Here is a 12,357-nt window from a genome sequence, read left to right on the forward strand (position 1 = left end):
TTTAAAAAAGAGTGATAATAGTTACTATATTTTATCTCTTGTATAATATATGGAATAATTATATAATGTAGGTATCTGTAAATTTATTTGGGAGAATAAGATGAAAGAGAATTCCTTAGCAAACCCAGGCCCGCTAGGTCTAGCAGCTTTTGGTATGACAACAGTGTTACTTAACCTGCATAATGCAGGTTTTTTGCCTTTGACGATGACGGTGTTAGCAATGGGGCTTTGTTATGGAGGATTAGCGCAAATAGTTGCGGGAATTATCTCTTACAAACGTAATGAAGTGTTTCCTGCTACTGCTTTTACTTCTTATGGCTTTTTTTGGTTAACTCTAGTTATAATTTGGTATTTCCCCGCTAATGAAAAAGTAGGAGCTGCTAGTTTATCTGCTATGTCAGCTTATTTATTTATATGGGGTTTATTTACCTTATTTTTATTCATAGGTACTAGAGGTGCAAATTTTGTATTACGTTTTATATTTGCAACTTTAACTATATTATTCTTCTTATTAGCTTTAGGTGATTATTTACATAGTCCATTTATAGGCAAGATTGCTGGATATGAGGGTCTTGTTTGTGGAGCTAGTGCTATTTATTTGGCTATGGCTGAGCTACTTAATGAAAAATTGGGTAGAGTGGTTTTACCAATAGGAGACTAAGACTTTAAACCAATAATTATATTATAACTATAAATTAGCTTAATTATTATTAAGCTAATTTATTTTGTAATTTTGGCAATATCTCGAATAGATCTCCTACTAATCCACAATCAGCATATTCAAATATAGGAGCATCTTTATCTTTATTAATGGCTACAATTATTTGAGCATCACAGATACCGGCAATATGCTGGATAGCACCAGAAATACCAACCGCTATATATAAAGTTGGTGCAACTATTTTACCAGTTTGACCTATTTGCCATTCATTTGGAGCATATCCAAGGTCTACTGCGGCTCTAGAGGCGCCAATTGCGGCGTTGAGCTTTACTGCTAATGGTTGTAGTAACTTGGTGAAATTTTCTTTACTTTCTAAACCTCTACCGCCAGAGATAATAATATCAGCACTTTGTAAATCTATATCTTTATTATGAGAAGTTTCATTAGCTATGAATTTAGATAGATAATTATTAGTCTCAAATTTTATTTCTTTAATTGGTGTCGTATGGTTAGCAATTTGTTGCATTTTGTCAAAGGTTGTAGCACGTATTGTTAAAATTTTAAGGTTATTTAGTGATTTTATTGTTTCTATTATATTTCCGGCATAACTTGGTCGTTGAAAGGTATCTTTATCTAAAATAGCTATTACGTCAGAGATTTGTGCTACATCAAATTTTGCTGCTACACGGGGAAAAGCAAATTTTGCATAACTTACCGTAGGAGATATTAAATATTTATAGTTATTTTCTTGTATTAAAGTCACTAATAAATCAGATAAATCTTCTGCCATTATATTAGCAAATGATTCATTGTCTACCGTTAATATTTGATTGATATGCGGGTATAGACGTGCTTCTGCAACTATATCTAGAATTTGATGACCAACTATTAATAAGTCAATTTTATTAGATAATTTTGTAGCTGCTGTAAGTGAAGCTAATGTTTGGTTAGATAATTTGTTATTTTGGTGGTGAGCTAAGAGTAAAAGAGACATAAAAAAACCTTAAATACCTAATGTTATATCACGTTGCTTTATAAAATCTAATAATTCATCAATATCATTAACCATGGTAGCAGCTCCTCTTTTAGGGGGGGCATTAACAGCAATTATGTGATAATTTGGAGTGTGCTTAATTTGCATATCATCTAGGTTAATAGTTGTTATAGGTTGTTTTTTTGCTTTCATTATTTGCATTAGAGAGATAAATCTAGGTTGATTTAGACGTAAATCAACTGTGATAACGCACGGCAAATTTATAGCTATTTCTTGCTGTCCATTATCCACTTCCATTTTAACATTTACTTGAGAGCCATCTATTTTTATGTCACTAGCTTGGCAGGCTTGTGCAATATCCAGTAGAGCGGCTAACATTTGTCCTGTTTGATTAGCGTCATCATCAATAGCTTGTTTTCCCATTAATATTAGATCAGCTTGCTCTTCTTCTACTATTTTTTTAAGTATCTTTGCTATTAATAGGGGTTCAGTTTGTTGTTCGGTCAATATATGGATAGCTCTATCAGCGCCCATTGCTAAAGCATTACGTAGTATATCTGTATTTTTTTCTCCTCCGATAGATACAGCTATAAGCTCTCTAGTTAAGCCTTGTTCCTTTAGGCGAATTGCTTCTTCTAAGGCTATTTCATCAAAAGGATTGATAGACATTTTAACATGTTCTATATCTAAGCTTTGTCCATCATCTTTAATTAGAACTTTTATATTTGGGTCTACTACTCTTTTAATAGGAACAATAACTTTTAAAGATTGTGCAACAGACATTTTTTACCTTTCAGAAAAGATATTTTATATTTAAACTGCTATAATTTGGTAAAAGTTTCGAGATTAATTTATTTTATTATAGTATGTTTGCTACTAAATTACTTTAGAAACACATAGAAATTTAAAAAAATATGTGTATAATAACTGATTTTAAATTAACTTACTAAGTAAGATGTCGCTAATTATGCAAACTAATACCCAGAATATACTAGAAAAACCGTCTTTGATCGGCTTAACAAAAGAAGAAATTAAATATCTTTTATCCGAGATTGGCATAGAGGATAAACATTTTAATATGCGCGTAACTCAATTATGGTATTGGATATATGTGAGAGGAATGAAAGATTTTCTCAATATGTCTAATTTATCTAAAGAGCTACGTCTATTATTAAATGAAAAATTTTCTTTAACTAGACCGGATATTGTTAGTCAACAAATATCTAAAGATGGTACAGTAAAATGGTTGTTACAATTTCCTGCTAGAGGAGCTGGTAAACCAGTAGAAGTAGAAACTGTATTTATACCAGAAGAAGATAGAGGAACATTATGTATCTCTAGTCAGGTTGGCTGTAGTTTGACTTGCTCTTTTTGTCATACAGGAACGCAACGTATGGTGCGTAATTTAAATGCAGAAGAAATATTAATGCAAATTATGGTCGCAAAAGATTTTTTAGGAGATTTTCCTGATATTCAAGCGTCAGTTGGTTCATTCGTTCCGCAAGAAAAACGTAAAATAACAAATATAGTTATGATGGGTATGGGAGAGCCCTTATATAATTTTGATAATGTTAAAAAAGCTTTATTAATAGCGGCCAATGGAGACGGGTTGTCTTTATCAAAAAGACGTATTACTTTATCTACTTCAGGAGTGGTTCCTAATATTATTCGTACGGGTGAGGAAATAGGTGTAATGTTAGCTATTTCATTACATGCTGTAAAAGATGAATTACGTGATATTTTAGTTCCTATAAATAAAAAATATCCTTTAAAGCAGTTAATCGAGGCTTGCAAAAATTACCCCGGCGTTAGTAATGCCAGAAAAATCACATTTGAATATGTAATGATTAAAAATGTTAATGATTCGATAGAGGATGCTAAAGCTTTAGTTAAATTATTAAAAGGTGTGCCCGCAAAAATTAATTTAATACCTTTTAATCCATGGCCTGGTACAGATTATCAATGTTCAGACTGGCAGCAAATAGAGCTATTTGCTGACATAGTTAACAATGCTGGATATGCTTGTCCAATTAGAACTCCTCGAGGCAGAGATATAATGGCTGCTTGTGGTCAATTAAAATCTGCTACTGAAAGAATGCGTAAATTAGACAGAGAAAAACTAGAAAATAATAACTTATAATCCAGGTTGAGATATACTTTTATCAATTTTATTTGTAACTTTTTTACGGCGATATATTAAAAATAAATTTGATGAAATAATAATAGCCGCGCCTAATATTACATGGGCTTCCACTTGATGATGGAAAAATAAATAATCAAATAGAATAGCCCATATTAATATTGTATATTGCATAGGGGCCGCTAGTGTAGCAGGGATATATTTTAATGATTTAGAAATTAGAATATGTCCACTACATGCTATGGTACCAAATATTAAAATATATATCACACCTGTGGTATTAAGGGGGGTCCATGAAAAGAGACATAATATAGCACCTATAACTAAAGCAACAATATTTTGCCAAGAAACCATGACGCTATCTCTGGAGGTTTGGAGAATTCGATTTAAAACTATTAATAATGCAAAGGAAAGACCGCTAATTAAAGCGAATATAGAATAATAAGAGAAATTAGCTCCTGTAGGATTTAAGGTAATGATAACACCAATAAAACCTATTAAGATAGCTACCCATCTCCGCCACCCCATTAATTCATTTAGAAAAAAATGTGAAATAATTGTTACATAGATTGGTCCGGCCATATAAAATGTGAGAACATCTGTAAGTGGTAAAAACATCACGGCTATGTAAAAACAGATAGTATCAAGAGTGGCGCAAAATAATCTACTAACGTGTGCCCACATTGGTTTTAGGCTAAAAAATCCTGTTTTACCTTCGTAAGCTATTATAGGTGCTAAGATAATTGCAGAGCCAATTGATCGAAAAAATAATAATTGCCCTAGGGTAAAAGTTTGTAAAAGAACTTTGCTTAAAGCATCGTTTAAGGAAAATAAAAAATAACCAATTAAAATAAGTATAACACCAATTAAAGTGCTTTTGTGATTGAGGGAGTTAATATTCATAATAAGTTACAATATGCCACATTTATATAATTGAGATGAGTAATTTTTGGTTAAATTGTCTAAACGTTGTGCGGTTTTCATTATGTGTTCAGGTATATTTTTCCGTAAATGAGTAGGGCTATTATTGCCTAGATGATAGGTAATATATAGTGATTTATAATCTTTAGGCTTAATATTATGACGGTCAATTGATTTCCTATAATACCAAGCTATAAAATCTGTTGCATCATAAAAATTGTGCCTATCTGCATAAATACGACCAGTGTCCTTTATATAATCTTTCCAACTACTATCTAATGCTTGTGCATAACCATATGCTGAAGAAAGCCGTTTCCAAGGAATAAAGCCTAAGACTTTGGTTCTTTGTGGTTTTGCATAGGAATTAAAACTAGATTCTATAAATATAGTTGCTAAAATAAGTTCTAAATCAATTTTATGCGTCATAGCTGCTGATTTGCTTGCTTTTTCCCAATTAACTAGCAATCCATTTTTTTGTATTAATACAGAGCAAATATCATTTTTATCAGCAGGCACACTCGCACAAGCGGATAATAGCATATATAATAGTAAATATTTTAATCTAAAGCCTTTGCTTTTAAACATATATATGCATATCCATGGTTTATTATTAATATATCATTAGTAAATTTTTTTATTATTTGTCAATAGATTCAGTTTGTAAAAGTAATTTATTTGTTGATGTATCTGAGGTTTCTAAAGTTAGATCTTTAGTCATTATTTTATCGCTAGCTTTAGTTATCTTCTTGGTGGATATTAGAATCTCATCAATATCTTTGGTTGTAAGGTGAAAATGTGACGCTAATTTTTGTACTCTTTCGTCTAACCGTGAGATATCTTTTGCCATTTTTTCTACTTCTATTTGTATCAGCAACGCTTGCTCATTCATACGAGCGTCTTTAAACATTGATTGAATAACTTGTATTGATAATAATAATAAAGAAGGAGAAACAATAATTACCCGGTTTTTATAAGCTCGTTGAACTATATCTTGGTAATATTCTTGGATATCAGCAAAAATGGATTCAGATGGTATAAACATAAAAGCTGAGTCATATGTTTCTCCAGTTATTAGATATTTGTCAGATATATCTGTTATATGTTTTATCATATCACGAGAAAATTGTTTATAGGCTAATTGTATTTCTTTTTCGTCAGTAAGAGAGCGAAATTTGTGCCATGACTCTAAAGGAAATTTAGCATCAATAATTAAACAAGGGCCGTTAGGTAATTTGATTATACAATCTGGACGACTTCCATTTGATAAAGTATGTTGAAATTTATAGAGATTGTTAGGTAAAGCGTCACAAATTAATGCTTCCATTCTACCTTGTCCAAACGTACCTCGCGTATGTTTATTAGAGAGAATATGTTGTAATTGTACTACTTCACTAGCTAAAGATTGGATATTTTTTTGGGCGTTATCTATTATACCTAGTTTTTCTTGTAGATTACTCATATGCTGGTATTGGAATTTTGCTTGTTTATGAAAATTTTCATGTAACTGTTGAGTGATTCCAGAAAAATTATCTTGTATTTTTTTATCAAAAAAATGTTGGCTAGATTGAAAGTTATTATTAATAGCTTTTAGTTGATATTCTAATTCTTGATGAGAGGTCAATAATTTATCTATTTCTTTTTTACTATTATTTCGTAAATAATTCACAAGCCAAGATAATGCTAAGCCTATGATAAAAGAAATCATCAGTAAAATGATCAAGTGAATAATATTTAAAGAAATATCAGGATATCCTAGCATAAATTTTCTCTATTTAACCGCATTGATTTATGGTTTTTGCTAAACCGCCTATTGAAGTTTCTCTGTATTTAGTATGCATATCTTTACCAGTTTCATACATAGTAATTATGACCTGATCTAAATTCACTCTAGGATCACTAGTTCTGCGTAAAGCCATACGTGTCGCATTATAAGCTTTTACTGCTGCAATAGCATTACGTTCAATACAAGGAATTTGAACCAATCCCGCAACAGGATCACATGTCATTCCTAAGTGATGTTCCATCGCTATTTCAGCAGCTATCTCTATTTGATAAATATTGCCACCTAATAAGTGAGTTAATCCAGCTGCGGCCATGGAACAGGCAACACCAACTTCTCCTTGACAGCCTACTTCAGCACCTGAAATAGAGGCATTCATTTTGTATAATACTCCTATTACACCAGATACTAAGAAAAACTCTGTAAGTTTAAATGTATTTAAAGGTTCAATAAATTGGTTGTAATAATTTAAAACGGCAGGGATAATTCCACAAGCGCCATTAGTAGGTGAGGTAACTATACGTCCTCCTGCAGCATTTTCTTCACTAACAGCAAAAGCAAATAAGTTAAGCCAGTCAAGCAGTTGCATTGGGTCTGATGATTTTTGTTCTGTTTGTAATTGTTGCAACAAACTATTAGCACGCCGTGGTAATTTAAGGCAACCAGGTAAATAACCAGGAGTAGATAGCCCTCTTTGGATTGCTTCTTGCATAGTGAGCCATATTTTTTGAAAATATAATTCAATTTCTTCTTGGCTTCGGAGAGATAATTCATTTCTCATGACCAATTCGCTTAATGATATATTTTCAGATAAGCAATGTTTTGTTAAATCAGATGCAGATTGAAAAGGATAAGGAAAATTAAAAGAGATACTTTGTTCTTTATTAAAATCTTCCTCAGTAGTAATAAATCCTCCTCCAATAGAATAATAAGTTTTTTGCAATAATTTTTTATTATCACAAAAAGCATAAAAAATTAGACCATTTTCATGCAAGGGTAAATTATCATTACAAAATTCTATATGTTTCTCAGGGGAGAAACATATAGTTTTTTGGTTGTTTAATAACGGTAGAATTTTTTCATTATTAACTTTAGTTAGAAAATTATCAATATTTTCTACATCAACATTATCTGGTAAGTTACCTGCTAACCCTAAAATCACAGCTTTATCACTAGCATGCCCTTTGCCGGTGAGAGATAAAGAACCATGTAATTTTACATATATTTCAGTGGTGTTAGTTAATTTATTCTCTTGTGCTAAAAGATTAATAAATTCATAGGCTGCTTTCATAGGACCTACGGTGTGTGAACTAGAAGGACCTATACCAATTTTAAAAATATCTAAAACACTTATCATATTACCACCTCATGTGATTATGTACTACTGGAAAATCCAGCAATGGCTTTATTAAAATAACGATACTACTGCAATATACATAGAACATAATCCTATTATAAGAATGAATGAATCCGGGATAAAAGATTTATATTTATATAATGTAGGTATAGTGTAGATTGCTATTAGAGGAAATATAAATAGCATAAAAGCTAGCACTGGACCTAAAATATTTAATAATGTAGCAATAATACTTAGGTTATAAGTAGCTGATGCCCACACCAAAATAAAAACAGTTACCGCAGTTGAGATTTTTATTGTTTTATTTGCAACAGTTATTGTTTTAGTCTTATAGATGCAAGTAAAAAAATATTTAAGGGCTTCTTGTGTTCCAAAATATACACCTATGAAAGAAGTTACAACCGCAACAAATGCAACAGCTGAAGCTATATATTTAATAGCTGGATTGTGTAAATATATGGCTAAATAATCTAATACACTTACATTGTTAGTTTTTGCTATGAATAATTCTTTAGGTCCAAGCACCATCACACAGCTGAAAACAAAAAAAGCGGCCGTAAATACCATTAATGCAACTGCTAATATTTGAGTTTTTGATATTTTTCTTTCAACAATTTTACCATATTTTTCTTTATAACTTACAGTAAATGAAGAAATTACAGCCATATGATTAAAGGCGAACACCATAATAGGAAATGATAGCAATAACGCTTTAAATAAACTATTATGCGATTCTATCGGTGAGACATAACTAAAAGAGAGTGTTTCTAAAATTGCAAAATTCCAATTAGGAATCATAGCTACTGAAAATAAAAATAAAAATGCTATTAGTGGGAAAACTAACAAACTCATGATTTTAATAGTGATTTCTTTTCCGAAATTAACTAATAAGATTAGTGACGAAATAATTAATAAAGCTATCCACCAACGTGATGGTGTAGACCAGCCTAATAATTTTACTAGAACATTTAAAATATTATTAGTTAAAGCTATTCCATAAATCATTATTATTGGAAAAATAGATAAAAAATAGATAGTAGCAAAAAAATTAGTAAATCTACTACTAAAATTTTGTTTAGTAACTTCAATAATATCATCACTAGCTTTTATACCAGCTAATACAAATCTTGCTACATTGCGGTGCGCAAAAAAGATCAAAGGAAAAGTAATAATACTCATAATTAAAACCGGTAACAATCCTCCTAACCCTAATTGGATTGGAAGAAATAATATACCTGCCCCAATAGCTGTACCATATAGACTTAAAGTCCAAGCAGTATCAAAATTATTCCACTTTTGAAAGGGTTGCTCTATTGGAGTATTTTCCATGGTCATTTTCGGTGCTTTTCTTATTGTTCTTGCTAGACTAATGATATTAAGCTTAAAATATTTTTTTATAAATTACTATAATTATTTTAGTTTTAATTTTTTAAAAAACAAAATAATGTATATATTACCTATATCTTTATAATAAGTAAGCAAAGATAGTGAATAAAAGGTCAGCAGAAAAGAGTTTATAACGAATATACTAAGAAAGATTTAGTAGTAATATTCGTTATAATCGATATTTTTACAATAAGGATATTATTGCAATATATATACAAGTGATACCGGTTATTGCAATGAATAAATCCGGGATAAAAGATTTATATTTATATAATGTAGGTATAGTGTAGATTGCTATTAGAGGAAATATAAATAGCATAAAAGCGAATATTGGAACTAAAATATTTACCATAGTAGCAACAATGCTTAAATTATAAGTGGCTGCTGTCCACGCTAAAATAAAAACAGTTAATGCTGTTATAATTTTTATTGTTTTATCTGACACAGTCATTGTTTTAGGTCTATAGATATTAGAAAAGAAATATTTAAGCGCTTCTTGTGCTCCGAAATAGGTGCCTATGAAAGAAGTTATAATTGCAACAAATGCAACCGCTGAAGCCATATATTTAATAGCTGGATTTTTTAGATATACAGCTAAATAATCTAATACACTTACATTATTAGTTTTTGCTACTAATAATTCTCTAGGCTCAAGTACCATCACACAACTGAAAAGAAAAAAACTAGCGGTAATTATCATTAATACTACTGCTAACGATAATGTTTTTGAGAGTTTTCTTTCAGCATGTTGACCGTAGTTTTCTTTATAACTTACAGTAAATGCAGAAATCACTACCATATGATAAAAGGCAAAAATTATAACCGGGAATGATAGCAATAACGCTTTAAATAAACTATTATGCGATTCTATCGGTGAGGCATAACTAAAGGATAATGTGTTTAGGATGTTAGAATCCCAGTGAGTAATCATTGCTAACGAGAATAAAAACAAAAATCCTACTAAAGGAAAAACTAAAAAGCTCATGATTCTAATAGTTATATCTTTACCGAAATTAACTAATAATATTAGCGCTGAAACAATTAATAAAGCGATCCACCAACGTGATGGGCTAGACCAGCCTAACAATTCTACCAAAACATTTATAACATTGTTAGTTAAAGAGATACCAAAAATCATTATTATTGGAAAAATAGAGAAAAAGTAAATACTAGCAAAAAAATTAGTAAAGCCCCGGTTGAAATTTTGTTTAGTAACTTCAATAATATCATCGCTAGCATTTTTACCGGCTAATACAAATCTAGCTACATTGCGGTGTGTTAAAAAAGTCAATGGAAAAGCAATAATGGTCATAATCAAAACGGGTAGTAATCCTCCTAATCCTGCTTGAATAGGTAGAAATAATATGCCCGCGCCAATACCTGTGCCATACAAACTTAAGGCCCAAGCGGTATCAAGATTATTCCATTTTTTAAAAGATTTATTTACTGTAGTCTTTTCCATGTATTATTTTCCTTATACTTGTTATTATTGTTCTCTACAAGAACAGGGACAGTAATACTAAAATATTTTTTTATAAATTACTATAATTATTTTAGTTTTAATTTTATAAACTAAAATAATATAAATATCTTCATAATAGTAAGGAAATATTAGTAAATATAAAGATTATAGAAAAGCCTTTTTAACACGGCAAACAATAGGTAATTATTTGTGTTGTGAATGTGATTACAGAGATAGAAATTTATTAAATTAGGTTATTGAATTTATAATGAGTATATTATTGATTTACACTTAATATACTCATTATAATTATTATTTTATAGTAATGATACTATTGCAATATACATACAACCGACGCCTATTATTGCAAGGAATAAATCCGGTATTAAAGATTTATATTTGTGTAAATTAGGCATAGTGTAGATTGCTATTAAAGGAAATAAAAATAGCATAAAAGCTAACATTGGACTTACAAGATTCATCATAGTAGCAACAATACTTAAATTATAAGTAGCTGATGTCCATACTAAAACAAAAACAGTCAATGCAGTTAATATTTGTATTGTTTTATCTGAAACAGTCATTGTCTTAGGTTTATAGATGTTAGTGAAAAAATATTTAAATGCTTCTTGTAAACCTAAATAATTACCTATAAAAGAAGTTACAACGGCAACAAATGCAATAGCGGACGCCATATATTTAATAGCTGGATTGTGTAAAAATACAGCTAAATAATCTAACACACTTACATTATTATTTTTTGCTATTAATAATTCCTTAGGTTCAAGTACCATCGCACAGCTAAAGACAAAAAAACTAGCCGTAAGTACCATTAATGCAACAGCTAACGCTAGCGTTTTTGAGATTTTTTTTTCAGCCTTTTTGCCGTATGCCTCTTTATAATTGATAGTACATGCAGAAATGACTACCATATGATAAAAGGCAAAAACCATAACCGGAAATGATGCTAATAATGCTTTAAATAAACTATTGTGAGTTTCCACTGATGAAACATAACTAAAAGATAATGTGTCTAACATTGCTAAATCCCAGCGAGGAATCATAGCCAATGAAAAGAAAAACAAAAATGTTATTAGTGGAAAAACTAAAAAGCTCATGATTTTAATAGTCAACTCTTTACCAAAATTAACTAATAATAATAGTAAGCAAACAATTAATAAAGCGATCCACCAACGTGATGGTGTAGACCAGCCTAATAATTCTACTAAAACATTTAAAATATTATTAGTCAGCGAGATACCATAAATCATTATTACGGGCACAATAGCAAAAAAATAGATGCTAGCAAAAAAATGAGTAAATCCTTTACTAAAATTTTGTTTAGTAACATCAATAATATCATCATTATCATTTTTACCAGCTAATACCACTCTAGCAACATTGCGGTGAGACAAAAATGTCATAGGGAAAGCAATGAGTGTCATAATTAAAACAGGTAACAATCCTCCCAATCCTATTTGGATAGGAAGAAATAATATGCCGGCACCAATAGCTGTACCATACAGACTTAGTGTCCAGGCAGTATCAACATTATTCCACTTTTGTGAAGGTTTATTTATTGGAGTATTTTCCATGTATAGTCTCCTTATACCTGTTATTATAGTTCTTGGTAAGAACAGGGACAGTAAAAACAGG

10 protein-coding genes and 1 pseudogene are annotated in these 12,357 nt (G+C 30.5%); 2 read left to right on the forward strand and 9 right to left on the reverse strand.

The annotated features are described in order from the left end of the window. Positions 1-100: 100 nt before the first annotated feature. Positions 101-661, forward strand: coding sequence for an acetate uptake transporter (locus AB6T46_RS00590; protein WP_370931520.1), 561 nt, complete (start codon positions 101-103; stop codon positions 659-661). Positions 662-710: 49 nt separating this feature from the next. Here AB6T46_RS00590 and AB6T46_RS00595 read toward each other — a convergent pair whose 3' ends face one another. Beyond that, positions 711-1,655: an electron transfer flavoprotein subunit alpha/FixB family protein gene (locus AB6T46_RS00595; protein WP_370931521.1), complete on the reverse strand. Its 945-nt coding sequence runs from the start codon at positions 1,653-1,655 to the stop codon at positions 711-713. A gap of 9 nt (positions 1,656-1,664) precedes the next feature. Further along, complete coding sequence (locus AB6T46_RS00600) at positions 1,665-2,438, reverse strand: electron transfer flavoprotein subunit beta/FixA family protein (RefSeq protein ID WP_370931522.1); 774 nt, start codon at positions 2,436-2,438, stop codon at positions 1,665-1,667. Between the two features lie 211 nt (positions 2,439-2,649). Between AB6T46_RS00600 and rlmN the strand changes: the two are divergent. Then, a pseudogene (gene rlmN / locus AB6T46_RS00605) lies at positions 2,650-3,795 on the forward strand (23S rRNA (adenine(2503)-C(2))-methyltransferase RlmN); the annotation flags it as partial. Here the strand turns inward: rlmN and AB6T46_RS00610 are convergent. The 7 genes from AB6T46_RS00610 to AB6T46_RS00640 all read right to left on the reverse strand — a co-directional run bounded on the left by AB6T46_RS00610 (position 3,790) and on the right by AB6T46_RS00640 (position 12,296). Further along, positions 3,790-4,698 carry a DMT family transporter gene (locus AB6T46_RS00610; RefSeq protein WP_370931523.1) on the reverse strand — a complete coding sequence of 303 codons (909 nt, stop codon included), beginning with the start codon at positions 4,696-4,698 and terminating at the stop codon, positions 3,790-3,792. The pseudogene rlmN and the gene AB6T46_RS00610 overlap by 6 nt on opposite strands. Before the next feature lie 6 nt (positions 4,699-4,704). Beyond that, complete coding sequence (locus tag AB6T46_RS00615) at positions 4,705-5,301, reverse strand: hypothetical protein (protein ID WP_370931524.1); 597 nt, start codon at positions 5,299-5,301, stop codon at positions 4,705-4,707. Between the two features lie 52 nt (positions 5,302-5,353). Continuing rightward, positions 5,354-6,475 (reverse strand): DNA recombination protein RmuC, encoded by a 1,122-nt coding sequence (locus AB6T46_RS00620; RefSeq protein ID WP_370931525.1) that lies wholly within the window; start codon positions 6,473-6,475, stop codon positions 5,354-5,356. A 13-nt stretch (positions 6,476-6,488) separates the two neighbouring features. Further along, positions 6,489-7,853 (reverse strand): L-serine ammonia-lyase, encoded by a 1,365-nt coding sequence (locus tag AB6T46_RS00625; protein WP_370931526.1) that lies wholly within the window; start codon positions 7,851-7,853, stop codon positions 6,489-6,491. Positions 7,854-7,904: 51 nt separating this feature from the next. Then, complete coding sequence (locus AB6T46_RS00630) at positions 7,905-9,182, reverse strand: amino acid permease (protein ID WP_370931527.1); 1,278 nt, start codon at positions 9,180-9,182, stop codon at positions 7,905-7,907. Between the two features lie 241 nt (positions 9,183-9,423). Beyond that, positions 9,424-10,701 (reverse strand): amino acid permease, encoded by a 1,278-nt coding sequence (locus AB6T46_RS00635; RefSeq protein ID WP_370931528.1) that lies wholly within the window; start codon positions 10,699-10,701, stop codon positions 9,424-9,426. A gap of 317 nt (positions 10,702-11,018) precedes the next feature. Next, positions 11,019-12,296, reverse strand: coding sequence for an amino acid permease (locus tag AB6T46_RS00640; protein ID WP_370931529.1), 1,278 nt, complete (start codon positions 12,294-12,296; stop codon positions 11,019-11,021). Positions 12,297-12,357 lie beyond the last annotated feature (61 nt).

Source organism: Bartonella sp. DGB1 (genome assembly GCF_041345015.1).
Classification (GTDB): Bacteria; Pseudomonadota; Alphaproteobacteria; order Rhizobiales; family Rhizobiaceae; genus DGB1.

Bases quoted from the DNA above. Each gene is read 5' to 3' on its own strand.
- AB6T46_RS00590 (WP_370931520.1), top strand. From the start codon at position 101: ATGAAAGAGAATTCCTTAGCAAACCCAGGCCCGCTAGGTCTAGCAGCT.
- AB6T46_RS00600 (WP_370931522.1), bottom strand. From the start codon at position 2,438: ATGTCTGTTGCACAATCTTTAAAAGTTATTGTTCCTATTAAAAGAGTA.
- AB6T46_RS00595 (WP_370931521.1), bottom strand. From the start codon at position 1,655: ATGTCTCTTTTACTCTTAGCTCACCACCAAAATAACAAATTATCTAAC.
- AB6T46_RS00610 (WP_370931523.1), bottom strand. From the start codon at position 4,698: ATGAATATTAACTCCCTCAATCACAAAAGCACTTTAATTGGTGTTATA.
- AB6T46_RS00630 (WP_370931527.1), bottom strand. From the start codon at position 9,182: ATGGAAAATACTCCAATAGAGCAACCCTTTCAAAAGTGGAATAATTTT.
- AB6T46_RS00620 (WP_370931525.1), bottom strand. From the start codon at position 6,475: ATGCTAGGATATCCTGATATTTCTTTAAATATTATTCACTTGATCATT.
- AB6T46_RS00625 (WP_370931526.1), bottom strand. From the start codon at position 7,853: ATGATAAGTGTTTTAGATATTTTTAAAATTGGTATAGGTCCTTCTAGT.
- AB6T46_RS00615 (WP_370931524.1), bottom strand. From the start codon at position 5,301: ATGTTTAAAAGCAAAGGCTTTAGATTAAAATATTTACTATTATATATG.
- AB6T46_RS00640 (WP_370931529.1), bottom strand. From the start codon at position 12,296: ATGGAAAATACTCCAATAAATAAACCTTCACAAAAGTGGAATAATGTT.
- AB6T46_RS00635 (WP_370931528.1), bottom strand. From the start codon at position 10,701: ATGGAAAAGACTACAGTAAATAAATCTTTTAAAAAATGGAATAATCTT.